Origin of the sequence: Demequina aestuarii (assembly GCF_000975095.1) — a bacterium.
GTDB lineage: Bacteria > Actinomycetota > Actinomycetes > Actinomycetales > Demequinaceae > Demequina > Demequina aestuarii.
The window spans coordinates 818,032-843,360 of sequence record NZ_BBRD01000001.1 but is presented as its reverse complement, the minus strand read 5'-3'; the positions used below and the strand labels follow the sequence as shown (position 1 = coordinate 843,360).

Annotated in this window: 21 protein-coding genes; 13 read left to right on the top strand and 8 right to left on the bottom strand. The window is 69.5% G+C overall.

The annotated features are described in order from the left end of the window. The first annotated feature begins 79 nt into the window (after window positions 1-79). The 3 genes from AOP72_RS03960 to AOP72_RS03950 are packed head-to-tail and all read left to right on the top strand — an operon-like array spanning window position 80 to window position 3,093. The gene (locus tag AOP72_RS03960) at window positions 80-1,168 is read left to right on the top strand and encodes a heparan-alpha-glucosaminide N-acetyltransferase domain-containing protein (protein WP_193746349.1); all 1,089 of its coding nucleotides are present in this window, start codon (window positions 80-82) and stop codon (window positions 1,166-1,168) included. 43 nt (window positions 1,169-1,211) lie between these two features. Continuing rightward, window positions 1,212-2,171, top strand: coding sequence for a hypothetical protein (locus AOP72_RS03955; RefSeq protein WP_062132696.1), 960 nt, complete (start codon window positions 1,212-1,214; stop codon window positions 2,169-2,171). A gap of 43 nt (window positions 2,172-2,214) precedes the next feature. After that, complete coding sequence (locus tag AOP72_RS03950; protein WP_062132693.1) at window positions 2,215-3,093, top strand: hypothetical protein; 879 nt, start codon at window positions 2,215-2,217, stop codon at window positions 3,091-3,093. A 63-nt stretch (window positions 3,094-3,156) separates the two neighbouring features. On the opposite strand, the gene AOP72_RS03945 is transcribed toward AOP72_RS03950, so the two are convergent. Then, window positions 3,157-3,720, bottom strand: a complete 564-nt coding sequence (locus AOP72_RS03945; RefSeq protein ID WP_062132690.1) for a TetR/AcrR family transcriptional regulator — start codon at window positions 3,718-3,720, stop codon at window positions 3,157-3,159. A 239-nt stretch (window positions 3,721-3,959) separates the two neighbouring features. Here AOP72_RS03945 and AOP72_RS03940 point away from each other — a divergent pair, with 239 nt between their 5' ends. After that, window positions 3,960-5,522, top strand: a complete 1,563-nt coding sequence (locus tag AOP72_RS03940) for an MFS transporter (RefSeq protein WP_084631239.1) — start codon at window positions 3,960-3,962, stop codon at window positions 5,520-5,522. A 97-nt stretch (window positions 5,523-5,619) separates the two neighbouring features. Here the strand turns inward: AOP72_RS03940 and AOP72_RS03935 are convergent, their stop codons facing one another. The 5 genes from AOP72_RS03935 to AOP72_RS03915 all read right to left on the bottom strand — a co-directional run bounded on the left by AOP72_RS03935 (window position 5,620) and on the right by AOP72_RS03915 (window position 9,436). Then, window positions 5,620-6,705: a hypothetical protein gene (locus AOP72_RS03935; RefSeq protein ID WP_062132686.1), complete on the bottom strand. Its 1,086-nt coding sequence runs from the start codon at window positions 6,703-6,705 to the stop codon at window positions 5,620-5,622. Continuing rightward, window positions 6,698-7,264 (bottom strand): RNA polymerase sigma factor, encoded by a 567-nt coding sequence (locus tag AOP72_RS03930; protein ID WP_062132683.1) that lies wholly within the window; start codon window positions 7,262-7,264, stop codon window positions 6,698-6,700. The genes AOP72_RS03935 and AOP72_RS03930 overlap by 8 nt, the downstream gene beginning before the upstream one ends. Before the next feature lie 211 nt (window positions 7,265-7,475). Next, window positions 7,476-8,132 carry a CueP family metal-binding protein gene (locus tag AOP72_RS03925; RefSeq protein WP_084631237.1) on the bottom strand — a complete coding sequence of 219 codons (657 nt, stop codon included), beginning with the start codon at window positions 8,130-8,132 and terminating at the stop codon, window positions 7,476-7,478. Window positions 8,133-8,247: 115 nt separating this feature from the next. Further along, window positions 8,248-8,661, bottom strand: a complete 414-nt coding sequence (locus tag AOP72_RS03920; protein WP_062132680.1) for a hypothetical protein — start codon at window positions 8,659-8,661, stop codon at window positions 8,248-8,250. Between the two features lie 121 nt (window positions 8,662-8,782). Next, window positions 8,783-9,436 (bottom strand): IMPACT family protein, encoded by a 654-nt coding sequence (locus AOP72_RS03915; protein WP_062132677.1) that lies wholly within the window; start codon window positions 9,434-9,436, stop codon window positions 8,783-8,785. Window positions 9,437-9,498: 62 nt separating this feature from the next. On the opposite strand from AOP72_RS03915, the gene AOP72_RS03910 reads away from it, so the two are divergent. Further along, window positions 9,499-10,095, top strand: coding sequence for an RNA polymerase sigma factor (locus tag AOP72_RS03910; protein ID WP_062132674.1), 597 nt, complete (start codon window positions 9,499-9,501; stop codon window positions 10,093-10,095). Further along, the gene (locus AOP72_RS03905; protein WP_062132671.1) at window positions 10,088-10,846 is read left to right on the top strand and encodes a hypothetical protein; all 759 of its coding nucleotides are present in this window, start codon (window positions 10,088-10,090) and stop codon (window positions 10,844-10,846) included. The genes AOP72_RS03910 and AOP72_RS03905 overlap by 8 nt, the downstream gene beginning before the upstream one ends. A gap of 164 nt (window positions 10,847-11,010) precedes the next feature. Here the strand turns inward: AOP72_RS03905 and rnhA are convergent, their stop codons facing one another. After that, complete coding sequence (gene rnhA / locus AOP72_RS03900; RefSeq protein WP_193746421.1) at window positions 11,011-11,436, bottom strand: ribonuclease HI; 426 nt, start codon at window positions 11,434-11,436, stop codon at window positions 11,011-11,013. Between the two features lie 91 nt (window positions 11,437-11,527). On the opposite strand from rnhA, the gene ybaK reads away from it, so the two are divergent. The 6 genes from ybaK (at window position 11,528) to AOP72_RS03870 (ending at window position 20,203) form a co-directional block, all read left to right on the top strand. Then, window positions 11,528-12,022: a Cys-tRNA(Pro) deacylase gene (gene ybaK / locus AOP72_RS03895; protein WP_062132665.1), complete on the top strand. Its 495-nt coding sequence runs from the start codon at window positions 11,528-11,530 to the stop codon at window positions 12,020-12,022. Continuing rightward, window positions 12,019-12,762, top strand: coding sequence for a YggS family pyridoxal phosphate-dependent enzyme (locus AOP72_RS03890; RefSeq protein WP_062132662.1), 744 nt, complete (start codon window positions 12,019-12,021; stop codon window positions 12,760-12,762). Before ybaK ends, AOP72_RS03890 begins: the two co-directional genes overlap by 4 nt. Window positions 12,763-12,829: 67 nt before the next feature. After that, entirely contained in the window at window positions 12,830-15,532 is a 2,703-nt protein-coding gene (locus AOP72_RS03885; RefSeq protein WP_084631235.1) for a DEAD/DEAH box helicase, read from the top strand. Between the two features lie 123 nt (window positions 15,533-15,655). Further along, window positions 15,656-16,360, top strand: coding sequence for a VIT1/CCC1 transporter family protein (locus AOP72_RS03880; protein ID WP_062136811.1), 705 nt, complete (start codon window positions 15,656-15,658; stop codon window positions 16,358-16,360). Between the two features lie 157 nt (window positions 16,361-16,517). Beyond that, complete coding sequence (locus AOP72_RS03875; protein WP_193746348.1) at window positions 16,518-19,004, top strand: hybrid sensor histidine kinase/response regulator; 2,487 nt, start codon at window positions 16,518-16,520, stop codon at window positions 19,002-19,004. Beyond that, on the top strand, window positions 19,001-20,203 hold the full coding sequence (locus AOP72_RS03870) for an EAL domain-containing response regulator (protein ID WP_062132656.1): 1,203 nt from the start codon (window positions 19,001-19,003) through the stop codon (window positions 20,201-20,203). The genes AOP72_RS03875 and AOP72_RS03870 overlap by 4 nt, the downstream gene beginning before the upstream one ends. A 23-nt stretch (window positions 20,204-20,226) precedes the next feature. Here AOP72_RS03870 and cimA read toward each other — a convergent pair whose 3' ends face one another. Then, window positions 20,227-21,822 carry a citramalate synthase gene (gene cimA, locus AOP72_RS03865; RefSeq protein WP_062132651.1) on the bottom strand — a complete coding sequence of 532 codons (1,596 nt, stop codon included), beginning with the start codon at window positions 21,820-21,822 and terminating at the stop codon, window positions 20,227-20,229. Between the two features lie 306 nt (window positions 21,823-22,128). Here cimA and AOP72_RS03860 point away from each other — a divergent pair, with 306 nt between their 5' ends. Beyond that, entirely contained in the window at window positions 22,129-25,329 is a 3,201-nt protein-coding gene (locus AOP72_RS03860; RefSeq protein WP_193746347.1) for a CDP-glycerol glycerophosphotransferase family protein, read from the top strand.

The following is a 25,329-nucleotide window of genomic DNA, read 5'->3' as shown; positions in this document are numbered from 1 at the left end:
ACAGTAGCCCGGCAGCGAGCCTGCGCACGCGGCGGAACGCCGCGCGGGCGGCCTTCCGCCGATGCGTACGATGCGAGACATGCAAGCGAGCACGGCCGATGCGTCCCCCACCGCAGCCACTGCACGTCGCCGCCTGCGCATCGACGGACTCGACGTCGCCCGCGCGATCGCCGTCCTCGGCATGGTCGGCGCCCATACCGGCGACGAGGGCGGCGAGGGCGGCGGCTGGGCCTGGCTCACTGTCACGCACGGCTACCCCTCCGCACTCTTCGCCGTGCTGGCCGGGGTGTCCATGACCCTGATGGTCACGTCGCGAGGCGCGGTGCCGGTCGCCGAGGTGCCCACGGATGACCTCGCCAGCACCCGCGTGCGCATCGCCGTCCGTGCCGCGATCCTGATCGCGCTCGGGTTCGTGCTGGCCGGTCTCGGCACGCCCGTCATCGTGATCCTGATGAACCTGGGCGTCATGTTCCTCCTCGCGCTGCCCATGCTGAGGTGGCGCGCTGGTGTGCTGCTGGGCGGGGCGGCCGTGCTGACGGTCGGTGGCGGGTGGCTCGCGCGCACCGCGGCGCAGTGGTCCGCCGCCGCAGGCGTGGGCGACTGGCCCGTGCTGAGTGCGCTGTGGTCGGAGCACTACCCCGCGCTCGCGTGGATGGCGTACATCATGGTGGGCCTCGCTCTGGGGCGCATGGACCTGCGGTCGACGTCTACGGCGCTGCGCATCCTCGCCGCCGGAGCGGTGATCGCGGTCGGCGCGCGCGTCTCGGGATGGACGCTGCGCGACCGGCTGCCCGACATCTCCGAGACCACTCTCGAGCGCTGGCTCACCGACGAACCGCATTCGTACACTCCGCTCGAGATGACCGAGAACATCGGCGTCGCGTGCGTGGTCATCGGGCTGTCGCTGCTGGCGGCGTCATTGTGGCCGCGAGCGCTGTGGCCCCTCATCGCGGCCGGGTCGATGGCACTCACGCTCTACGTCGCCCACCTGATCGTCATCGCTGCCGTGGGGGTCGAGATGGTGTGGCAGCCGTCGAACGTGTCATTCGTGGTGCTCGCGGCGGCGTTGGTGGCTCTCGCGTGCCTGTGGCGTGCCGCCCTTGGCCAGGGCCCGCTCGAGCGCATGCTCACGGCGGCGTCGACCGCGGCAGCGACGCGCTGGACGTAGACCCTGGCGCGCAATTGCCGCGCATGCCGCCTACGCTCGCCTCATGAGCTTCTCGCGAGACGACGTGGTCGAGTGGCTCCTCGAGGCCGATCCGGCCATCCGCTGGCAGGTGATGCGCGACCTGCTGAGCGTCGATGCGGAGACCGTCGCCATCGAGCGTTCACGGGTCGCACGGGAGGGCTGGGGCGCTCGCCTTCTCGAACTGCAGTGGGACGACGGCAGTTGGGATGGCGGCGCGTGCTTCCCGAGCCCGTTCTCCGAGGCGCTGTACGAGCGCGAGGGCCAGCCGTGGACTGCGACCTACCCCACGCTGTCGCTGCTGTGCCAACTCGGCGTTGACCCGGCGGAGCCGTCCGTCGCCGAGGCCGTGACCCGCGCCGGAGACGGCGTGCGATGGGAAGAGGGCGGCCAAGAGTTCTTCGACGGCGAGGTCGAGCCGTGCATCAACGGCCGCACCGTCGCGATCGCCACCTACTTTGGCCGCGACGCCACCCCCATCGTCGAGCGGCTGCTCACGGAGCGCCTCACTGACGGCGGGTGGAACTGCGAGGCCCCCCACGCATCGTCGGTCTCAAGCTTCGACACCACGGTCAACGTGCTCGAGGGCCTGGCGGCGTATGCGGCCGCCGGCGGACCCCTGCACGTCGACGCCGCCATTCGGGGCGGCGAGGAATACCTGCTCGAACGCCGCATGTTCCGGCGTCGCACCACCGGTGAGGTCGCCCATCCCGGCTACCTGCGGCTCGCGTTCCCACCCCAATGGCACTACGACATCCTGCGCGGCCTCGACCACCTTCGGGTCGCCGGCAGGGCTCCCGATCCCCGCGCGGCCGAGGCGATCGAGGTGCTGCGGTCCAAGCAGCGCGACGACGGACGCTGGGAACTCGACCGAGCGCATGCCGGGCGCATGCACTTTCCGCTCGAGGAGGTCGGCGAACCGAGCCGGTGGATCACCCTGCGGGCCCTCAGGGTTCTTGACTGGTGGGAGAGCACCCAGGGCTGACCGGCAGGCCCGGGCCCGCATCGGCCCCTGAGAGAATGACCGCATGCCTGCCGTCGTCACCGCGCTGCCCCGCGCCGAGTGGGAGCCGCTTGCGCGTGCTCACGCCGGGCGGGCGGACGCGCTGACGGCCGCGCACCTCGACCGTCGCTCCCGTGGCGAGCGCCACGCGATCGAGGACTTCCTCTTCGAGTACTACTCGACCAAGCCGGGCAGGCTGCGCCGATGGCACCCCGGCGTCGGCGTCGCACTTGCGGACGCTCCCGAGCACCAGCAGTGGCGCTGGTACCGCACGGATGCGGAGGTGACGACTGTCGATGTCGGGGCCTTCCACGCCGACCGGGGTGACGCCGTCGCCCACATCCGGCGACTGCTCGCCGCGACGGCGGGCCGCGCTCCCCTGCTGGGCTGCTTCGGCATGCACGAGTGGGCGATGGTCTACCGCGCATCGGACCAGGGACGGCGCCACGGCCTGCCGCTGCGCCTGGGGCCCGGCGGGACCGACGCCGTGGTCGAGGCGCACCCGCTGCAGTGCACGCACTTCGACGCCTTCCGCTTCTTCACTGATGACGCGACTCCCCGCAACGCCCACGCGCTCACGCGGCTCTCGCAGCCCGAGATGGAACAGCCCGGCTGCCTGCACGCGACGATGGACCTGTACAAGTGGTGCCTCAAGCTCGAGCCTGCGGTGCCGGGCGACCTGATGCTCGACTGCTTCGAGCTCGCGCGCGACGTGCGCCGGGTCGACATGCAGGCGTCACCCTACGACGTGTCCTCGTACGGGCTGGCCGCGATTCCGGTCGAGACGCCTGAGGGCAAGAGCGAATACGCGAGTCGTCAGCGGGAGTTCGCGGAGCGGGCGGCGCCGTTGCGCTCACGTCTCATCGAGGTATGCGACGCAACTCTCTCCCCCACCCGCCTGTAGGAAGGTTCTGTCCACGCTTCGCACTCGCGGGGCGCCCTGGGGGACGTTCTTGTACCCGCCGGGCTAGGGAATGACGTCCTCGGCGATCGCCAAAGCGGCGGCGGACCGCTCGGCCGCGGTGCCCCCCAAGTCGCTGCCTGGCTTGTTGGCGAACAGCACCGCCATGACGGCCATGCGCATGCGCAGCTTCTCCTCGACGGTGGCGTCCTCGGGAAGAGCGGCCGCCCACAGGCGCTGCTTGATGTCATGGACCAGGTCCGTGGTGGCGCGGAGGTTGTGCAGCGCGACTTCGTTCTGCTGGACGCACTGCATCACCCCACCGCCGGCACCGCGGGTGATCTCGGCGAGCCGCCGGATCATCTCGAACCGTCGTTCACGTGTCGAGGGCCCGTCGAGCATCCATGACACCAACCCGTCGACATCCGCAGAGACCTGGCTCAGGAGGGAATCGAGGATCTCCTCTTTGGTCTTGAAGTGGTAGTACAACGCCGCCTTGGTGACACCGAGGTCCTCCGCGATCTCGCGCAGCGAGGTCTGGTCATAGCCGTTGGAGGTGAAGCGCTCGAGCGCGACAGTCTGGATGCGCTCGCGCGTATCGCCGCGCCGGCGCGTGCCTGCCTCGACCATGGGTGCTCCTTCGATGCATCGAAAGTTCTTGAGAAATCTACTTGACGGCCGGCTAGTAGTCGTACTAGCGTCACAGTCGTAACTTACCGGACGGCTAGGAAGTTCCGCAAGGAGCCCCCGGCCGCCCTTCTCGCCGGCCTCTCCCGAGGCCGCGACGACGCCCCCACGGACGTCTCCCCGCCAGCGCCGGCCGCCAACGCCCCCGTTGCCGCCGCGGCCATCGTCACGAAAGGTCCCCCATGGACACCACCCCCGATCCCCGCCGCTGGTGGGGGCTCGCCGCGATCGGGCTCGCGCAGCTCATGGTCGTGCTCGACATGACCATCGTCAACATCGCGCTGCCGACCGCCCAGGCTGACCTCGGCATCTCTGATGCTGATCGCCAGTGGGTCATCACCGCCTACACGCTCGCGTTCGGCGGGCTCCTGCTCCTTGGCGGACGGCTCGGCGATGTCCTCGGCCGCAAGCGCACGCTGATCATCGGCCTCATCGGCTTCGCCGTCGCCTCCGCGCTGGGCGGCATGGCTCAGAACTTCGAGATCCTCATCACGGCCCGCGCCCTCCAGGGTGTGTTCGCCGCTCTGCTCGCACCGGCCGCGCTGTCGATGCTCAACGTCACCTTCACCGACGCTCGCGAACGCGCCCGGGCCCTGGGCGTCTACGGAGCCATCGCGGGAGGTGGCGCCGCCATCGGCCTCATCCTCGGAGGCGCCCTCACCCAGTACGTCGACTGGCGCTGGACCCTCATGGTCAACGTGCCCATCGCGATCCTGGCCGTCGTCGGCGCGGCGCTGTTCCTGCGCGACCACGGGACCGGCGGAGTGCGGGTACGTCTCGATGTTCCCGGCGCGCTGCTCGCCTCGGGCGGACTGCTCGCAATCGTCTTTGGCCTCAGCGAGGCGGAGCAGGACGGCTGGACCTCCGCGATCGTGCTCGGCTCTCTCGCGCTCGGGCTGCTGCTCATGGCCGCATTCGTGCAGGTCGAGCGACGCACGCCGCACGCGCTGCTGCCGCTGCACCTGCTGCGTGACCGCAACCGGGTGGGAGCGCTCACTGCAGTGGGACTGTCGCAGATCGGCATGTTCGGCGTGTTCTTGTTCCTGACGTACTACATGCAAGGCGTCCAGGGATTCTCGCCGATGGCGACCGGCATCGCGTTCCTGCCCATGGTGGTGGGCATGATGACCGGCGCCGTGGTGCTGTCCGCTCGACTGCTTCCCCGAGTCGGCCCGCGCCGGCTCATGGTGCCGGGACTGCTGATCGCAGCCTCAGCCCTCACGTACCTGACTCAGATCGAGGTCGGCTCGTCGTACTGGGTCAGCGTGTTCCCCGGCCTCATCTTCCTGGGACTCGGCATGGGCCTCACGTTCATGCCCTCGATGGCCACGGCCACTGGCGGCGTGCGCGGCACCGACGCCGGCGTGGTGTCGGCGACGCTGAACACCACTCAGCAGGTGGGCGGTTCGATCGGCATCGCGCTGCTGAACACTGTGGCCGCGACCGCGACAAGCACGTGGATCGCCGACAATGGCGGAGCCGCTGCCAACGTCAACGAGGCTGCGGTGCAGGGATTCACGACGGCCATGTGGGTGTCGGTGGGCGCCGTGCTGCTCGCCGCGATCGTGGCAGCGGTCCTGGTCAACGCCAGGCCGAGCGACAGCCACCGGTCCCTCACTCCTGAAGGGCTGGCCGAGGCCGAGGCGACCGGAGCACCCGTGCCCGGCGCCGTCGTTCCCGTCGCTGTCGGAGTTCACCAGAACCACACGACCGGAGGGGGCGCGCCTGCCGAGAGGCGCCCGTAGCTCTCTCACCCTCGCGGGACAGCGCACGTGGAGACATGTCCGCCACACCGCCCCCAGCGCAGCGCCCCCGGATTCGTCCGGGGGCGCTGTCGTGTGGTCACTCCGCCAAGAGGTGCCAGGCGACCAGCTCAATGAGATATTGGTCGGCCGAATCTCCGGTGCCCACGACAACCAAGGTCGCATCGTCCCCGATGGGGACGCCCAACTGCATCGTCCGCGCCGCCATGTCCCCGGGCTCCATGACGTCGAAGAGCACCGCGCCAGCTACTGGCAGTCCAGTCTCGAGTGCTTCAGCCTCGGGTGACGGTGCCGCCGTCTGGTCCCCTCGCACGAGTCTCGCCACGATGGTCGGCAGATCCTCGCTGAGCGGGTGGTCAGCCGGGACGAACACGAGCGGGTCCGCGAGATCGGCCTCAGTGCCCGGACCGGTCGCTTCAGCGTCGATCTGAAACCCGTCTGGAGCCTCGCCCCCGCGCGCCAGACCCTCGAGCCGATCCGCGAGCGCATCGCGGTCGCCCACCAGCCGGTCGGACAGTTCGGTCGCGCCCCCTTCGGCGTCGCCGAACGTCTCGGGCACCTCCTGCACCAGCAGCACCTCACCAGTCTTCGCATCGATCAGGACCACCATGTTCTCTGGCCAGTCCGGGTCGGGAGTGGGAACCTCGAAGTCCGGCCCCAGATCGGCGTACGGACCCAGGGCGTCGATGCTCGTGCGGTAGTACGCCTCGACCATCGTGTTGTCCGCCGTGTAGATGAGCACCGTGTCAGGGTGGTCGAGAATCTGCTGGTCCCACTCGTCGCATGGCGCCGATGGCGTGTCACTGAACCAGCCCATCAGGCCGCCGAAGTTGCCGATCGCCTTGCCGGGCACCACTGTGGCCTCCGCACACGGGGACGGGTCCGTGCCACCCATCGAGACCCCAGGGGCTGGCATCGCCGATGCGGTCACGGGCGGCTCCACCGGGCTCCCTGGCAGTGGCACGACCGCGGGGGATGAGTTGAGCCCCACGGCCATCATCGCCACGACAGCGATGCCCGCCACCGACGCGAGCGCGGCGCGGGCGTCGCGCCATCGTGCCACCCGGCGTTCGACCCGCTCGGGACCGTCGGCGAGCCCGGTGCCGTCAAAGCCCGCGCCTGCGAGCCCGTGCAGGTCATGGAATGCCTCGCGTGCCTCACTCATCGCGTCCCCTCTCGTGCGTGTGAACCGCGACCATCTCGGAGCCGTCGAAGTTCATCTGGGGTAGAGCGACCTTGAGTCGGCCGATCCCGTCGGACACGTACCGCTTGACCGACCCGGCCGCAATGCCCAGAGTGTCCGCGACCTCGGTGGTGGTCATGCCTTCGAGATAGCGGAGCACCACGCATGCCCGCTCTCGAGGCGACAGCGTGAGCAGCGCGGACCGGAGGTCGATCGCATTGTCCACACGGGTGCTGTGGTCCGCAGCCGCCGGATGCTGGCGGGCCCACGTCTCGAACTGGCCGCCGCCCGCGGCGATGATCGGCCTCGAGGCCGCTCGCCTTCCCGAGTCGATGAAGGACGTGGCTATCGAGCGCTTCACATACACGTGCGCCGCATCGAGCGATCGCGCGTGCCGGCCACTGCGGAAGGCCTTGACGAGCGCGTCCTGCAGCAGGTCCTCCGCCCTCGACGCATCGCCCGTGAGCATGTACGCGTAGCCGAACAGCGCGCGGCCACGAAGCCGCACGAGGTCGTCGAGCGTCTCGCGCCACGCACTCACCGTGTGGTCCCCCCGGTTCTCATGCGAGCAAGAACGTACCGCGGACCGATCCGGTTGGGGCCGCATCTTCTAGGAAGCTCAGGACCCATTTTCGCGACCTTGCGCCTCGTGTAGGAACGTCAGGACTCACTTGTCAGCATGTGAGGCCTCACGACTCTGGCGGGCACCGCCATCGCAAGGAGGCACCCGCCGAAACCGCTGGTCGCAGGGGTCAGGCGAGCTGCATCGTCGTGATGCAGGTCGCGTCGTCGGCCTCCGATGTGGAGACCGTGGTGCTCGCGCTGAGCCCGTCGTGCTCCACCGTGACGTCCGCATCGATGTCGCGCGGAAGCCACACTCCGACGAATCCGTTGTCGAACGTCGTCATCGTCTCGTCGACCAGCACCTCGCCGGTCGCGGAGTCTGTCACGACGACGTCGATCTGCTCGCTCTGCAACTCACCGACGCACGTGGTGAGCGAGTGGAAGTAGCACTCGTGGGTCGTGTCGACGTACGGAGCGAAGGAGACGTAGAACGCGTCATCCGGCATCGGCACGGAGGCCTCGGCGCCGGTCGCGTCCGTGAGCAGAAGCTCGTCGGGGCGCACGGACGCGATGAGGCCCTCGGGCCGTTCGGACAGCGCCGTCGCATCGAGCGTGTCGATGAGCGCGCGGGTGTCGAGCCCATCAAGGCCCTGCGCCGCGAGCATCGCGTCCGCCTCGGCGGAGCTCGGCGCGGCGGCCTCTGCGGTGGACGCCGGGGTCTCGTTGGCGGGTGCTGGTGCGGACTCGGGCGTGCTCGAGCACGCCGAGACACCGATGGTGATGGCCGCAGTAGCGGCGATGATCGCGACGGTGCGTCGCGCGGTGAGAGAGAGAAAGCGGTGCATGATCAGTCCTTGTGTCGTGAGGAAAGTGGAAGTTCGCCCGGTCCGCGTGGGAGCGGGTCGATGCGGTGCGGGCATTGGTGCCCGTCCCTGACGGGCAGGCACGCGCGCCTCTCCCTCACGTGCGACAGATGCAGAGCGCATTCAGGCTGGGCGTCATGGGCCGGTGGAGGATCCGCGGTGCCCACCGACGCTCACGCGCGGGGATCCTGATCTCCCACGATCTCGGCATTCCCCGCGGCGAGCTCATCATCACCACGATCACGAGCACCATGAGGCACGCCGCCATGACGCCACCGTCGTGCTCACCACAGGTGACGCAGCCCGCGTCGGCGTCGGCGTGGGTGGCGTCGGCGTGGGTGGCGTCGGCGACCGCATGCGCGGCTCCGGCTGACAAGGGCGCCGCGTCCGCCGTGGTGTGAAGCGAGCCGAATGCCAATGCCGCCATCACCGCCACCAGACCGGCGAGCGCGATCACCCGCGCCGCGACCGGCGTGCGGTGGCGGCGTGCGGAGACGAATCGCGGGAGCATCGCATGCCAGGATAAGCCGATATCGGAATCCCCGGCCCGGGACGATAGGCCCGCACGGATCTGCCACGGAGGCAAGCGCCACCCCCGGACCACGTCGACGAGGCAGGTCAGGGCCACCCGACTAGTGCGCAGGCCGGTCAACGATGGCCGTCTCGCCCACCGCCATCGCCACCGCACCGCCCGTCAGCGCGGCCATGTCAGCCTTGAGCACCGGCACCCGGTCTGGCGCCACATGGATGGAGAGAGTCACCGCCGCGCCGTAAGTGGGATCGTCCAGGACGGCGCCGTGCGCCTCCGCCCACTGGTGGAGGAAGGCGACGATGCGCCCTGCCTCGGCCTGCGGCGCATCGGCCGTCACCTGGGTGAGGTGCACGCGCTCCACGAGCTGAGCCCGATCGAGCGCGCCGGTCACCGCGCCTCCGTAGGCGCGCACCAGTCCGCCAGCGCCCAGCAGTGTGCCGCCGAACCAGCGCGTCACGACCGCCACCAGGTCCGTGACCTCACGGTGGCGGAGCACCTCGAGCATGGGCGCGCCGGCGGTGCCCGCGGGTTCGCCGTCGTCATTGGATCGCTGCCGTTCCGCGTGCGGCCCGATCACGAGCGCCACGCAATGGTGACGCGCCTCCCAGTGCTCCTTGCGCACCCGGGCCACGACCGCATCGGCCGCCTCAACGGACCCGACGGGCTCGAGCCGAGCGAGAAAGACCGACTTCTTCACCTCCACGCGATGCTCGACGGCCGAGCGAACAGTCGACGGGAGCGCGCGGGAGGTCACCCTGGCAGGCTATCGCCGCGCACCGAGTGTCACCTGCGGCGACGTGCCGGACACTCAGGGGCATGAGACGCGCTGACGAGCCAGAGGCCCCCCTGTGGCGGCGTGCCCGGGACGGGGACGGCGAGGCTCTCGGGCAAGTCTTCGACCGACATCACCCGCGCGTCTATGGCCTCGCGCTGCGGACCCTCCGCGACGTGCATGCCGCCGAAGACGCCACCGCCACCGCCTTCTTCGAACTATGGCGCCGCCGTGACACCGTGCGCGAGGTCGACGGAAGCGTGCTCCCCTGGCTGCTCGTGACCACCGCGCACACGTGCCGAAACGTCACCCGCTCGGCTCGCCGATACCGAGCGCTGATCGCGAAGCTTCCCCGCGAGAGCGGAGCGCCAGCCGCTGACGATGTCGCTGCGCGCGAGGCAGGTGAGCTCTGGGACCACCTCGATCCGCGCATCGGCGATGCCCTGCGAGCGCTGCCGCGGGACACGCTCGGCCTGTTCGTGCTCACCGTGCTCGAGGGCTACTCCGTCGCGGACGCGGCGGCGACCGTCGGCACGACGCCCGATGCTGCCAAGCAGCGCCTGTCTCGCGCGCGGGCCCGGCTGCGCGAGGACTTGCGAGAGCTTCACCCGTCTGCCCGCGAGGAGGCTCACCATGATTGACACCCTCGATTCCGCGTTCGCCGCTGCGCTGCGGCGCGAACTCGTCAGCGCGGCCGATGCGACGGCGGCCCGAGTGCCTTCGCGGCGGTTCTGGCCGCGGCGGAGTGGGCTCATCGGAGGGCTCACCGTCGTGCTCGTGACAGGTGCGGGCGTCGCGACGGCGGTGATCACGGGCACACCGGGAGGCGAGATCGTCACCCCGCTCGGTGAGCCGAAGACGATGGCAACGCACGGACCCGGAACGCTCGACTTGGGACAGGCTCCCGACGAGGCCACTGCCATCAAGTACCGCCTCGACTGCCTGACACCCGGGCACTTCGAGATCGAAGGTTCTGGGAGCGTGGTGTGCGGCGAGGACGACATCCTCGCGGGGACCGCTTGGACGGGCGGTCAGATCCCACTCGATGCGGTATCTGACGGCATGGTCGAGATTCGCGCGTCGGTGTACGACGAGTGGTCACTGACGGCCTCGTACATCGCGGCCGAGCCGGTGCCGCTCGCGGTGAATGAGAACGGGGAGACGTATGGCACAGACGCGTTCGATGCCCGGCCGGACCTGATCCTGGCATGGGCGACGAACGGTCGTGAAGGCTACATTCGTCGAGCGGAACTCGACGCTGCGCACGGACCGATGCCCACCTCGCCCGCGCACGCCCTGGAAATGCAGGCCACTCCCCCACCCCGGCCGGACACGATTCCGGTTTACGAGAGCGACGGCATCACGGTGATCGGCGAGTTCTCAGTGGGTTGAGCAGCACCCAGATGAGTCCTGACGTTCCTATAGCCGGACGCCAAGGCCAAAATCGAGTCGTCAGCTTCCTCGTTGGTGGGAGCGAGGGCCGGGTGACGCAAGTCGAATGAACATGACTTGCCTAGAAACCTGGGGCGTGAGGGGCGACGCGGGGCCGGGGCGGATTAGGCGCCGCGCACCTTGTCGACGCCCTTGTTCGCCAGCTGGTCCGCGCGCTCGTTGCCCGGATCGCCCGCGTGGCCCTTGACCCACACCCAGCTGACCTCGTGGCGCGCCACCTGCTCGTCGAGCGCGATCCACAGCTCCTTGTTCTTGACCGGCTTCTTGTCGCCGGTCTTCCAGCCGTTGCGCTTCCAGCCGTGAATCCACTTGGTGACGCCGTTCATCACATACGTGGAGTCGACGTGCAGCGTCACCGCGCACGGCCGATTGAGCGCCTTGAGTCCCTCGATCACCGCCGTGAGCTCCATGCGGTTGTTGGTGGTCTGGAGTTCGCCGCCGAACAGCTCGCGCTCCTTGCCGCCGGTGCGCATCCACGCGCCCCATCCGCCCACGCCGGGGTTGCCCTTGCAGGCGCCGTCGGTCCACATGTCCACAGGGGTCAGGGTGTCGCTGGTCACCCCGAGAGCGTAGGCCATGCGCGCGGCTGGACGGCGTCGCACATGCGGCACACTGGTGCCCATGGCCAGCCACGAGAGTGCGAGCACCCCCGCCGTTGCGGCCCTGCTCGCCGCCGACGTCGCACACACCGTCCACCACTACGATCATGATCCCTCGTCCGAGCTGTCGTACGGACATGAGGCCGCGCAGGCCCTCAGCGCCGCGCCGGAACGCGTCTTCAAGACGCTGTGCGTGCGGGCGGACGATGCGCTGGCGTTGGCCGTCGTCCCCGTCGCCGGCCTGCTGGACCTGAAGGCGGTGGCACGCGCCCTCGGCGTCAAGAAGGCGATCATGGCGGAACCCGACGAGGCCGAGCGCGTCACGGGGTACGTGCTGGGAGGCATCTCGCCGCTGGGCGGGCGCAAGAAGCTGCCCGCCATCATCGACTCGAGTGCGTTCGACCATGATCAGGTGTACATCTCCGGTGGGCGCCGCGGCCTCGACATCGAGCTCGCGCCCGCGGACCTGGTGTCGCTCACCGACGCCGCCACCGCGCCCATCGCGAAGGACGCATGAGCACGCTCGCCGCGCCTGCCCCCGACTGGGACCACGCCGCGCGCTACGCCGAGGTGAAGGCCCGCGTTCATATCGCCGAGGCCGCGTGCGGGCGCGCGGGGGCGGGAGTGCGTCTGCTGGTCGCGACCAAGACGTGGGGCGCCGATGCTGCGGTGGCGGCAGTCTCCGCCGGCGCCACACTGGTCGGCGAGTCTCGCATGCAGGAGCTCGCCGAGAAGGGCGCGGCGCTGCGCACGGCGGGCGCTCGCATCCACGTGATCGGGCAGCTGCAGCGCAACAAGGCCGCCATCGCCGTCGAGTTCGCGGACTGCGTGCAGACGGTCGATTCGATGAAGCTCGCGGAGCGCCTGTCCCGGCTGTGCGTCGAGGCCGGGCGCGATCTCGACGTGATGATCCAGGTCAACGTCTCGGGCGAGGAGTCGAAGGCCGGCGTGGACCCGTACGACGCTCTGGCTCTCGCCACCGCGGTGCAGGCGCTGCCCGCACTGACGGTCACGGGGTTCATGACCATCGGGCTCCACTCCCGCGTCGAGGAGGCCGTGCGCGCCGGGTACCGGCGGCTGCGCGAGATCCGCGACGCTGCGCTGATCCGCTCCGAGAGCGGCGCGCTCCCCCTGACCGACGCGTGGCACCTGTCGATGGGCATGTCGCGCGACCTCGAGTGGGCGATCGCGGAGGGCGCGACGATGGTGCGCGTGGGCTCCGCGGTGATGGGCGCCCGCCCCACGCCCACGACGTAGGAGCGTCGGGGCTCATGTCTGGGCCGCGCTCCCTGTCGTGGGAACGCGAGGACTCACGTCCGCCACAATGGTCACGATGACCTCCGCCGACGCCCCACTCCTCTCCCGCCTGCCCGACACCGCGCCGGGCACCGCGCCCGACCCGGACGGGCTCTACGAGGCGTTCAGCCAGTGGGCCTCCGATCAGGGCCTGCCCCTGTACCCGCACCAGGACGAGGCGCTCATCGAGATCGTCTCCGGCTCGCATGTGATTCTGGCGACGCCCACGGGTTCCGGAAAGACTCTCGTGGCCACGGGAGCGCACTTCGCGGCGATGGCCGCTCACCGTGCCGGAACCGGAGGCCGCACGTACTACACGGCGCCGCTCAAGGCCCTGGTGAGCGAGAAGTTCTTCGCCCTGATCGAGATGTTCGGCACCGAGAACGTCGGGCTCATGACCGGCGACTCGGCGGTCAACGCGGACGCCCCGATCATCTGCTGCACCGCGGAGATCCTGGCGAACTTCGCGCTCCGCGACGGGGCGGCGACCGACGCCTCGCTGGTGGTGATGGACGAGTTCCATTTCTACTCCGACCCGCAGCGCGGATGGGCGTGGCAGGTGCCGCTCATCGAGCTGCCGCGCACGCAGTTCGTGCTCATGTCCGCGACTCTCGGGGACACCACCTGGCTCGTGGACGCGCTCAAGGAGCGCAGCGACCGCGCGGTGGCCGAGGTGACGACGCTCGAGCGACCCGTGCCGCTCACGTTCGACTACAGCCTCGAGCCGCTGCCCGAGGTCGTGGAGAAGATCGTCGAGACCGGCCGTGCGCCGGTGTACATCGTGCACTTCACCCAGAAGGACGCCGTCGACCGCGCCCAAGCGCTGCTCAGCACGCAGGTCGCGACCAAGACGGAGCGCCAGGCCATCGCCGATGCGCTCGCGGACACGCACTTCCGCACAGGCTTCGGCAAGACGTTGAGCAAGTTCCTGCGGGCGGGCATCGGCGTCCACCACGCGGGCATGCTCCCCAAGTACCGGCGCACGGTCGAGCGACTGACGCAGCAGGGACTGCTCAAGGTGGTGTGCGGCACCGACACCCTGGGAGTGGGCATCAACGTGCCGATCCGCACGGTGCTGCTCACGTCGTTGGTGAAGTACGACGGCGAGCGGATGAGGCATCTGACGGCGCGCGAGTTCCACCAGATCGCGGGGCGCGCGGGCCGCGCCGGGTTCGACACTGAGGGCGAGGTCCTCGTGATGGCACCGGAGCACGTGATCGAGAACCGCAAGTCTCTCGCCAAGGCGGGCGACGACCCCAAGAAGCGCAAGAAGATCGTGCGCAAGTCGGCGCCGGCAGGGTCCGTGAACTGGACGGACGCCACCTTCGAGCGGCTGCGGGACGCACCCCCAGAACCCCTCACCAGCCGGTTCTCCGTGACGCACGCGATGGTCCTCAACGTCCTGTCCCGGGGCGTCGCCAACCCGTTCCTGGACCGCGCACCGGAAGACCCCGTGCTCGCGATGCGCACCCTGCTCGAGGCCGTGCACGACACTCCCGCACAGCGATCGGCACACCTGCGCCAGGCGCTGAGGATCTACCGCTCGCTCCGGATCGCGGGCGTCGTCGAGCACATCCGGGTGCCCGACCCCGCTCACCCGCGGGGCGAACGCCCCTCGGTGCGACTCACCGTGGACGTGCCGCGAAACTTCGCACTCAACCAGCCGCTGTCTCCGTTCGCGCTGGCGGCGATGGACCTCCTCAACGTCGACGCTCCTGACCACGCGCTGGACGTGGTGTCGGTGATCGAGGCGACGCTGTCGGATCCCCGCCAGATCCTCATGGCGCAGCAGCACGAGGCGCGGGGCGTCGCCGTGGCCGCGATGAAGGCGGACGGCATCGAGTACGAGGAGCGCATGGAACTCCTCGACGATGTCACCTGGCCCCGGCCTCTCGCGGACCTCCTCGAGCCCGCGTTCCTCGCCTATCGCCGCACCAACCCATGGATCCTCGGCGCCGAGCTGTCCCCCAAGTCCGTGGTGCGAGACATGCTCGAGAAGGCGATGTCGTTCGGCGACGTCGTGTCCGTCTACGGGCTCGAGCGCACGGAGGGTGTGGTGCTGCGCTATCTGGCGGAGGCCTACCGGGCGCTGCGGCAGACGGTCCCCGAGGAGCACCGCACCGACGAGGTCGAGGCGATCACCGACTGGCTGGGCGAGATGGTGCGCGCCACCGACTCGTCGCTGCTCGACGAGTGGGAGAGCCTGATGAATCCTGACGTCGCCCTTGGCGACGATGCGGATCCAGCCTCGGTGGCCGCGACGAGCACCGTCACGGGCCCGGCACGACCCATGTCCGGCAACCCCCGCATCCTGCGCCGACTGGTGCGCAACGCGATGTTCCACCGCATCGAGCTCGCCTCGCGCGAGAACTACGCGGCACTCGGTGCACTCGACGGGGCCTCGGGATGGAACGCCCAGGCCTGGCGCGATGCACTCGACCCGCTGTTCGAGGCGCAGGGCGGCGCAGCGATCGGCATCGGCCCGGATGCGCGGTCCGCCGCGCTGATCACGTTCGTGGAGCCTGACGGCGACCACGACGAGGGACGTGCGCGAGCGGCGCTTGCGGCGGCCCCGGACGCCCAGCTGCCGCCCGGCACCTGGGTGGTGCGTCAGGTGATCGACGACCCCGCGGGAGACCACGACTGGGCCATCACGGCGCTCGTGAATCTCGATGCGTCCGACGAGGCCGGCGCGCCGGTGATCGAGCTGCTCGACGTGGCAGCGCAGTAGGCGCGCAGCGGACCACGCAGGCCCGAACCCTCGATTCAACCGCACCGTTACCAGGGGTTTCGGTGCTCCCAAATGAGGCTAGCCTTGCTAGCGCCCATGCCGGTGGCGGCCTACTCTGGCCGCATGAGCAGTCGCGCAGCACCCGACGAGAGCCGCATCACGGGACGCCTGAACCAGTTGCGAGCGGGCGTACTCGGGGCGAACGATGGCATCGTCTCGATCGCCGCGCTCGTGGTCGGAGTGGCCGCGGCAACTCCGGAGAATCACGCGGCCATCCTCGCGGCCGGTGCCGCGGGTCTCGCCGCCGGCGCGCTGTCGATGGGAGTCGGCGAGTACGTCTCGGTCTCGTCGCAGCGCGACGCCGAGAAGGCCCAGCTCGCGCGAGAGGAGCGCTGGCACGACGAGCGGCCCGAATGGGAGCTCGAGCAGCTCACGCGACTCAACATGAGCACCGGCATGTCCGAGCCCACCGCGCAGCTCGCCGCCAAGGAACAGACGGAGCATGACGCGCTGGCGATCCACGCGCTCATGCATCTCGGGATCGACCCCAAGCAGCTCGTGAGTCCCCTGCAGGCCGGCATCGCGTCTCTCGGCGCCTTCACCCTGGGCGGCATCATTCCGCTGCTGACCATCCTGCTCGCTTCGCCGCCGCTGCAGGTGCCGCTCACCTTCGCGGGCGTGATCGTGGCCCTCGCGCTCACCGGCATCACGTCCGCATGGATCGCCCACTCCGCGTTCCCGCGCGCGATCGTGCGGAACGTGGTCGGTGGCACGCTGGCGATGGCGATCACCTATGGCATCGGGCATGTGGTCGGAGTCGCCCTGTAGGAGCGAGACCGCAGCGGGCACACCCCACCGCCTGGGGGCGCACCGCCCCACAGGGGCGGATGCGCACGCGCCTCTTCACCTGCCCCATCGGGCCTTGGTAAGGTCCACCATGGAGCCGATGCAGCCACCGTTGCCCCGTGCGGTCGGGGTCGGAGCTGTGGGCACAGCCACCCTAGCAGGGCTGATCACCGTCGCCGCCATCGTGACGGACCAGCCGTCCGCCATCACCATCCTTGCCGCGTCCGCGATGGTCCTCTCGCTCATCGTCGCAGCCGCAGCCGTCTGGAACCGCCGTCAGCCCGCCCCGGCTCGACCAGTGATGGACCCGTCGGGCCCGACTGACGCCACAGACACATCGGACCCGGCGTCCGTACAGAATGCTGGCGAGGCCCCGCCCCTGGGCGCAGTGGGAAGGCTGAGCCACATCGGCACCTGGACCTACGACTACGACACCGGCGATGTCAGCTGGTCGGGCGAGGTCGCCGAGATCCACGGCCACCCCGCCGGCTACCGCCCCACCGCAGACGAGACACTCTCCTACTTCGTCGCGGATGACCGCGACCGGCTGCGCGACGCCATCACCCGTGCGGCGGTGGACGGCGAACCGTTCATGGAGGAGTGCCTCATCGACGCCGCCGATGGCGTGCGACGGACCATCCTGATCATCGGAGAGCCCCTGCTCGACGAGCAGGAACGCCCCCAGCGGCTGCGCGGCACCATCCAGGACCTCACCCCGTGGCGCGAGGCCAAGTCGTCGGCAGAGGCCCAACGACGGCGGTTCGACCAACTCACCCGTGCGCTGCCGCTCGCCGTGTGGAGCGCCACCCCAGACGGCGTGGTCGACTACATCAGCGAGGCGCTTGCGGAGTACTCCGGGGGAAGCGTCCTCGACTTCGTCGACGCGGGCTGGCTCTCGCTGGTCCACCCCGACGACAAGGACATGATGGTCGAGCGGTGGACCGCCGCGATCCACACCGGTGACCCGTACGAGGTGGAGTGTCGTGTGCGCAATCGTCACGGCGAGTACCGCTGGCACCGCGTGGGCGCCAGGGCCGAGCGCGGGAGCGACGGCGAGGTCACGCGCTGGTGGGGCAGTTCCATCGACATTCACCGCACCCGAGCGCTCAAGCAGCAGGCGCAGCAGTTGGCGCGCGAGAGGGACGTCATCCTCGACAGCATGTCGGACGGCGTCCTCGGGCTCGACGCGCACTGGCGCATCACGTACATGAACGATCACGCGCAAGGAATGCTGGGTCAGGGCCGAGAGTCCCTGCTGGGAAAAGACCTTCTGGTGGAGTACCCGAACATCATCGAGACGCCGGTCCACGAGGCCTACGGCAAGGCGATCTCCACCGGTGAACGCCAGTTCCTGTCCTTCCACGACCGCGCCCAGGATCGCTGGCTGGAGATCACCGCCACGCCGAGTGAGCTCGGAATCACCGTGTTCCTCCGCGACGTCACTCAGACGCGGCTCCTCAGCGAACAGCTCGAGCAGGCGCAGCGGCTGGAGGCGGTGGGCCGCCTGACCGGAGGCATCGCCCACGATTTCAACAACCTCCTCACCGTCGTCATCGGCGGCGCGGACGCGGTGGCGCGCGACTCGGCGATCTCCCCGCAGTCTCGAGAGATGATCGGACTCGTCAGACAGGCCGCCGACAGAGGCGGCCAGCTGACCAGCAGGCTGCTCGCCTTCGCACGCCGCCAACCCCTGGCACCGCAGCACACCGACCTCAATCGCCTCCTCGACGAGTTCGTACCGCTGCTGCACCGCACCTTGGGCAACGGGATCACGATCACCTCCGTGATGGAGCCGGGGCTGCCTCCGGCACTGGTCGATCCGGGGCAGTTCGAGAACGCGGTGCTGAACCTCGCGATCAACGCGCGGGATGCGATGCCGGACGGCGGCACCCTCACGCTGGAGACGTCGCTCAAGCACTTGGACGAGACCTACACGACCGCGCACGCCGAGGTGGAGCCAGGAACCTACGCAGTCGTGACGGTCACGGACTCCGGCACCGGCATCGCGCCCGACCACCTGGACCACCTGTTCGAACCGTTCTTCACCACCAAGGAGGTGGGCGAGGGATCAGGCATGGGCCTCGCGATGGCGTGGGGCTTCGCGCGCCAGAGCGGTGGCCACATCACGGTGTACTCCGAGGTGGGAATCGGCTCCTCCTTCCGGCTGTATCTCCCCTTGGCGCCCGAGGGCTCCCCCGCAGCCGAGCCGGCACGGATGCCGGGCACCGCCCCGGCGAAGGGAAGCGGGGTCATCCTGCTCGCGGAAGACGACCCGCTGGTGCGCACCTTCGCCACGGACCACCTCCGCTCCCTGGGCTACGACGTCGTTCCGGCGGCGACCGGACCGGAGGCCCTCGCACGCATGCTGCAGCTGGAGACGGTCGACCTGCTCTTCACCGACGTGATCATGCCGGGGGGCATGACGGGCCGAGACCTCGCTCAGAGCGTGGTCGCCGCTCGACCCGGAACCCCCGTCTTGTACGCTTCTGGCTACACGGAGAATGTGATCATGCACAACGGCAGACTCGACGAAGGCGTCGCGTTGCTGACCAAGCCGTATTCGGCCGAGGAACTGGCGTTTCGGGTTCACGAACAGATGACCGAGGCGGCACGCGAGGAGCGATGACCGACTCAGCCAGCGCCGGACGCGTACTCATCATCGACGACGACCCGCTCGTCGGCCGGATGCTGCGCGCACACGTCGAAGCAGCCGGGTTCGAGGGCCGAGTCACCGAGGACGCGGACACCTTCTTCGAGATCGAGCGCGAGTGGCATCCCAGTCACGTCGTGGTGGATCTGGTGATGGAGCACATGGATGGGCTCGCGGTCCTCGAAGGGTTGGCGAAGTCGGGCTCTCAGGCGGCGGTCGTCATCTCAAGCGGCATGGGCGCACGGGTGATCGGCGCCGCCCAGGAGGTCACCGCGGCGCGTGGACTCACCTACGCGGGTGCGCTTGCGAAGCCGTTCACGGCGGCCGACGTCGAGGTGGTGCTGAGGGCGACCCCGAACGCGCGCCGACAGGCCACGCTCGGCGTCGACGAGTCCCTGTCCCGCTGGAACGACCCCGAGTTCACCGAAGTCTTCCGCCAGGCGCTCGACGACGGCGAGGTGCGGTTCGCGGTCCAGCCCAAGGTGTCCTGCCAGACCCGCGAAGTCGTGGGCTACGAGGTGCTGTCGCGGTGGGAGGTCGGTGGCGTCTCGATTCCGCCATCGAGCTTCGTCACGCGCGCCGAGAAGACCGGCCTCGCGTCCGCACTCACGGATCGAGTCTTCGCGGACGCGCTCGCATGGTTCACCGATGCGGTGGGCCACGGCGACGAGCACTTGTCGATCAACCTGTCCGCGAGCGAGTTCAGCACGCCGGGACTCGACCAGCGCCTCGCCGGAGCCTGCAAGAAGGCCGGCGTCGACCCCCACCGCGTGATCCTGGAACTGACGGAGACCAGCCCCCTCGAGGACGCCCGGCTCTCGCTCGAGCTCCTCACGCGGTTGCGACTTCAAGGCTTCCGGCTGTCGATCGACGACTTCGGCGTGGGCTACTCGTCGATGCGCCAGCTCGCGGCGCTGCCATTCAGCGAAGTGAAGATCGACCGCTCCTTCGTGATGGAGATCGCGGAGACTCGGGAGGCCGAGATCTTCGTCCGCTCCATGCTGGATCTCGCTCACGCACTCGGGCTCGAGTGCACGGCCGAGGGCGTCGAATGCGCCGCCGTGATCGACCTGCTCACCGAGTTCGGATGCGACCACGCGCAGGGGTATCACATCGCCCGTCCGATGTTCCCCGAGGCCCTCGCGTCCTGGACGGCTCCAGCACCGCGCACCTGAAGGCGCAGCACACCTGACTCGCGCTAGCGGCGCGCGACACCAGCCTTGAGCAGCCCGTAGACCAGCGAGTCCGCGAGCGCCTCCCACGACGCCTCGATGACGTTCGGGCCCACGCCGACGGTCCGCCACGTGGTGCCGGTCTCGCGGTGCACGGTGGTGATGAGCACGCGCGTCACCGCATCGGTGCCATGCGACGCCTCCATGATGCGCACCTTGAAGTCGGTGAGCTCGAACTCCTCGATCTCCGGATACACGCCGCACAGCGCGTCCCGCAAGGCGTGGTCAAGGGCGTTGACCGGGCCGTTCCCCTCGCCCAGCGCGACGATGCGCTCGGACCCGGCGCGCAGCTTCACGACGGCCTCGGCATCCGCATCGGTCGGGTCGCCCGGTACGGACGAGACGCGCACGCGCCAGGTCTCGACGTCCCAGAACGAGGGCGTCTCCCCCAGCTCACTGCGAAGGAGAAGCTCGAATGACGCATCGGCCGCATCGAAGGTGTAGCCGGCTGCCTCGGCGTGCTTGACGCGGTCCGTGACCCGGCCCAGGAGCTCGTTCTGCCCCGCCAGATCGAACCCAAGCTCCTTGCCCTTGAGCTCGATCGACGCACGCCCCGCCATCTCGGACACGAGCATGCGCATGTCGTTGCCCACCAGCGAGGGATCCAGGTGCTGGTAGAGGTCCGGGTCCACGCGGATTGCCGAGGCGTGCAGGCCCGCCTTGTGCGCGAACGCCGATGCCCCGACGTACGGCTGGCGCGCAAACGGCGCGATGTTGGTGATCTCGGCGATGGCGTGCGCGATCCTGGTCGACTCCGCGAGGCCGTCGTGCGTCAGGGCGGTGACGCCGCGCTTGAGCTGGAGATTCGCGACCACCGCGACGATGTCAGCGTTGCCCGTGCGCTCGCCATAGCCGTTGACGCAGCCCTGCACGTGGGTGGCGCCGGCGGCGACGGCGGCCATCGAGTTCGCGACGGCGCACCCGGAGTCGTTGTGCGCGTGCATGCCGAGCACCGCGTCGACCCTCTCGCCGACGGCCGCCACGATCGCGCTCACGTCATCGGGCAGCATCCCGCCGTTGGTGTCGCACAGACACACCACATCCGCACCAGCCCCGACGCCCGCCTGCAGCGCGCGGACCGCATACTCCGCGTCGTACTGATAGCCGTCGAAGAAGTGCTCAGCATCGAGAATCACTCGCCGACCCTCCCCCGCGAGGAACGCGACGGTCTCCTCGATCATGCGCAGGTTCTCGTCTGGCGCGACGCGCAGCGCGCGCTCGGCGTGGCGGATGTCCGACTTCGCGACCAGCGTCACGATCGGCGCCTCGGAGTCGAGCAGCGCGCGCACCTGCGGGTCTGCGGCAGCGGTGGTGCCCGCCTTGCGGGTCATGCCGAACGCCGCCAGCTGGGCGTTCCTGAAGGTCAGCTCCTTGGCGGCGAGCGCGAAGAACTCGGTGTCCTTGGGCACGGCGCCGGGCCAGCCGCCTTCGATGACGCCCACGCCGAGTTCATCGAGCAGCGGCGCGATGGCCATCTTGTCCGCGACGGACAGGTTCATGCCCTCCTGCTGCGCGCCGTCGCGCAGAGTGGTGTCGTAGACCTCCACTGTGAGATCCGTCATCGTGTTCTCCTCGGTTCGTGCTCACTCTCGGCACCGTGCGACGACCATTCGCCCAACAAAAAAGCCCCCCAGGGTACGGGAGGCTGCGCGTCGGGAGGGTGGTCGCCGACGCGCTACGGAATGATGATCGCGGTATCCATCGGGTTCAGTATGGCATAGGGCGTGCAGACGGCACATCGGCGGCGTCCGGCATGGGGGCGGGCGTGGGACGCGGCTCCTGAGAAGCGTCTGAGTTGGCACTGGGTAAAATGGACCTTCTTCACATCTCCCCGGTCAGCGCAGCATGCGTAAAGAAGGATGGGTTCCGTGCACGCAAATGGTGGTGGTGCTGTCTCGACGGCCCTTCGCCAGCACGGCGATCTCGTCACGGTGTCCCTCGCTCACCTCGATCCCACGCCCGATGCCGTCGTCGCGATCTCGCGGAACTCGGGCGCCCGCGTACCCCTGCCGCTCGCGTCCGACGGCGCGCACGCGGTCACCCAGATCGACCTGCGCCAGTTCGCGGCCGTGGAGCGCGAGCTGTGGTCGGTGCACACGCTCACGGGGGAATCGCGCGTTCCCCTCGCACTGCCCAGGCGTGTCGCCGTCGAGACGATGCGCCCCCTGCGCGAGCGCGACACCGCTGCGCTCGTGTCGATCTCTGGAGCGGGCAACGTCGTAGTCGTGGCCGGCCCGCCCTCCCCGCCCACGCCCAAGGTCGTGACCAACGCGATGATCTCCCGCCCGTCAGCCTTGACGGTCGCGGGGTTCGCCTGGGTGCCCCCACACGGCGACTCATCCGCGAACCTCGTGCTGCGCGAGCGGGGCACCGACAACGCCGTCTCGCTCCCCGTCCGCATGTGGCGTGCCACCAAGAACGCGGGAGGCCTCCAGCGTCACGCCTTTCGCGCGACGCTGCCGTGGGCCGACACCCTCCACGCGTTCGCCGAGCCGGGAACCCTCGACGTCTCCTTGGAGATCGCACTCGAGTCCGCCGACACGGTCCGAGTGCGGATGCCACGGCCCCGGACCGCGGGCATCGTGCGCATGAGCCCGAGCTTCGCGGTCGACGGGGACGGGGGCCACGTCTTCAGCCCCTTCTTCACGTTCAAGGCCAAGCGGCTCTCCTTCACCCACAGCAGACTGCCCCGCGATGTGATGGCCTTCATCCGGTCAGAGTCGCGTCTGATCCGGGTTCGACGCACGTGGTCCCGGGTGCGGCATCCGTCCCAGCGGCCTATCTGGGTGATCGGCGAGCGGCCCGATAGGTTCCAGGACACGGCGTTCGCGTTCTTCGCGTGGCTGAGCGCGCACCGCCCGGACATCGACGCCCGCGCGGTGATCGACGCCGACAGCCCCGACGTCGACCGCGCCGCCGCAGTGGGCACCGTCGTCAGGACGGGGACCGTCGACCACGTTCGCTCCGTGCTGCACGCGACGCGCGTCATCGGTTCTCACCACCCCGGCTACCTGTACCCGCTGCGCACGGATCGCTTCGACGCCCGGGTACGGGGCCTGCGCGTGTTCCTGCAGCACGGCATCATGGGCACCAAGTGGATGGCCGATCTCTACGGTCGCGACGCCGACGGCTTCTCCCCCGACCTCGTGATCGCGAGTTCCGAACGCGAGCGAGACCTGTTGGTGCGCGACTTCGGCTACCGGCCCCGGCAGATCGCCGTGACAGGATTGTCGCGGTTCGACACGCTGATGGCGCACCATCCCGCACCTCGCCGTCGCCTGCTGGTGATCCCCACCTGGCGCGACTGGCTGGCCAACCCCGACGACTATGCGGGCAGCGAGTACTCGCGGGAGTGGCACGGACTGCTCACCGACCCGGCCTTCGTCACCATGTGCGCCGATGCGGGGCTCGAGGTCGCACTCTCGCTGCACCCCAACATGCGCCGCTACGTCGCGGACTTCGAGGACGCCGGCGTCACCGTGATGCGGGCGGGCGAGAGCAGCGTGCAGGACCTGCTGATCGACTCCGCCGTCGTGCTCACCGACTACTCCTCCGTGGGCTTCGATGCGGCGCTGCTGCACCGACCAGTGCTGTACTTCCAGTTCGACCGCGACCGGTTCCTGGGCCGCAAGGGATCCCACCTCGACCTCGACACCGACCTCCCTGGCGACATCGCCTTCACCCGCACGCAGGTGATGGCGGCGCTGTCGAGAGTCATAGGCAACGGCCTGCGGCCGTCGGAGGAGAACGTCCAGGTCGCGGACTCGTATTATCCCGCCCGCGACCAGCAGGCCAACGCCCGCATCCACGCCGCCATCGCATCGGCCCATCGCACGCGCGGCCTGCGCATCGCGACCAATGCGCGCCGGACTCGCGAGCGCATCGCGGCCGCGGCCTACCGGCGCCTGCGGCGCTCCGACCTCTACTTCCCGCTCGCACGGTTGGTGCTCAGGGTCGCATCGGCGCTGCCGAGGGATGACCGCCGCGTGGTCTTCGAATCGGGAGTGGGCAAGCAGTTCGGCGACAGCCCACGAGCGATCTACGAGGAGGTCCTGCGCCGGAGGCCCGACCTCCGCACGGTGTGGGCCTACAACGGTCGACCAGCGGACATCGGGGGCGGCGCTGACGTGGTCAAGCGCCTATCGCTGCGCTACTTCGCCCATCTGGGGCGCGCCCGGTTCTGGGTCTCCAACCAGAGCCTGCCGCACTACGTGCACAGCGACGCCCGGCGCGTGTACATCCAGACGTGGCATGGCACTCCGCTCAAGCGCATGCTCCACGACCTGGACGCCGTCACGGGACGTGACTCCGGCTACATCGAGCGCGCCACGACGGCCGCGCAGCAATGGTCAGTGCTGCTGTCGCCGAACCCGCACTCCACGACGGTGATGCGATCGGCCTTCCAGTTCGGTGGCGAGATCGCGGAGCTCGGGTACCCGCGCAACGACGTGCTGTTCGGCATCGCACGCCTCGGTGCCGAGGCTCGAGTGCGCCGCGCGTACCGGCTCTCACCCACGAGGCGCATCGTGCTCTTCGCCCCGACGTTCCGTGACGATCAGCTGGGCAGCACGAGCGGCGAGGGGCCGGCCGGCAATGTCGATCCCGTGATGTTCGCTCGTCGGTTCGGCGCCGACGCGGTCCTGCTGGTGCGCAAGCACGTCCTGGACCGCACCGCCGTGGTGATCCCCGACGAGGCGTCGGGCTCCGTCATGGACGTCTCGGCCTACCCGGACACCCAGGACCTGCTCGCGGCCGCCGACGTGCTGATCACCGACTATTCGTCGCTGTTCTTCGACTTCGCGAACTTGCGCCGGCCCATGATCTTCCACGTGCCGGATCTGGACCGGTATCGCGACGAGCTCCGTGGCTTCTACCTGAACATGGAGACCGACCTGCCCGGCCCCCTCACCCGGACCGACAGCGAGGTGCACGATGCGATCGACACCGCGCTGACCCAGGGTGCATTGCCCGGGTACGACATCGACGCGTTCGCCGCACGGTACTGTCCGCAGGATGACGGGTCGGCCTCGGCGCGTGTGGTCGAGACGCTGATGACGGACAGGAGCTGA

Bases quoted from the DNA above. Each gene is read 5' to 3' on its own strand.
- ybaK (WP_062132665.1), top strand. From the start codon at position 11,528: ATGGCCAGCCACGAGAGTGCGAGCACCCCCGCCGTTGCGGCCCTGCTC.
- AOP72_RS03950 (WP_062132693.1), top strand. From the start codon at position 2,215: ATGCCTGCCGTCGTCACCGCGCTGCCCCGCGCCGAGTGGGAGCCGCTT.
- AOP72_RS03935 (WP_062132686.1), bottom strand. From the start codon at position 6,705: ATGAGTGAGGCACGCGAGGCATTCCATGACCTGCACGGGCTCGCAGGC.
- AOP72_RS03925 (WP_084631237.1), bottom strand. From the start codon at position 8,132: ATGCACCGCTTTCTCTCTCTCACCGCGCGACGCACCGTCGCGATCATC.
- cimA (WP_062132651.1), bottom strand. From the start codon at position 21,822: ATGACGGATCTCACAGTGGAGGTCTACGACACCACTCTGCGCGACGGC.
- AOP72_RS03890 (WP_062132662.1), top strand. From the start codon at position 12,019: ATGAGCACGCTCGCCGCGCCTGCCCCCGACTGGGACCACGCCGCGCGC.
- AOP72_RS03910 (WP_062132674.1), top strand. From the start codon at position 9,499: ATGAGACGCGCTGACGAGCCAGAGGCCCCCCTGTGGCGGCGTGCCCGG.
- AOP72_RS03955 (WP_062132696.1), top strand. From the start codon at position 1,212: ATGAGCTTCTCGCGAGACGACGTGGTCGAGTGGCTCCTCGAGGCCGAT.
- AOP72_RS03940 (WP_084631239.1), top strand. From the start codon at position 3,960: ATGGACACCACCCCCGATCCCCGCCGCTGGTGGGGGCTCGCCGCGATC.
- AOP72_RS03920 (WP_062132680.1), bottom strand. From the start codon at position 8,661: ATGCTCCCGCGATTCGTCTCCGCACGCCGCCACCGCACGCCGGTCGCG.
- AOP72_RS03885 (WP_084631235.1), top strand. From the start codon at position 12,830: ATGGTCACGATGACCTCCGCCGACGCCCCACTCCTCTCCCGCCTGCCC.
- rnhA (WP_193746421.1), bottom strand. From the start codon at position 11,436: ATGTGGACCGACGGCGCCTGCAAGGGCAACCCCGGCGTGGGCGGATGG.
- AOP72_RS03905 (WP_062132671.1), top strand. From the start codon at position 10,088: ATGATTGACACCCTCGATTCCGCGTTCGCCGCTGCGCTGCGGCGCGAA.
- AOP72_RS03945 (WP_062132690.1), bottom strand. From the start codon at position 3,720: ATGGTCGAGGCAGGCACGCGCCGGCGCGGCGATACGCGCGAGCGCATC.
- AOP72_RS03870 (WP_062132656.1), top strand. From the start codon at position 19,001: ATGACCGACTCAGCCAGCGCCGGACGCGTACTCATCATCGACGACGAC.
- AOP72_RS03960 (WP_193746349.1), top strand. From the start codon at position 80: ATGCAAGCGAGCACGGCCGATGCGTCCCCCACCGCAGCCACTGCACGT.
- AOP72_RS03880 (WP_062136811.1), top strand. From the start codon at position 15,656: ATGAGCAGTCGCGCAGCACCCGACGAGAGCCGCATCACGGGACGCCTG.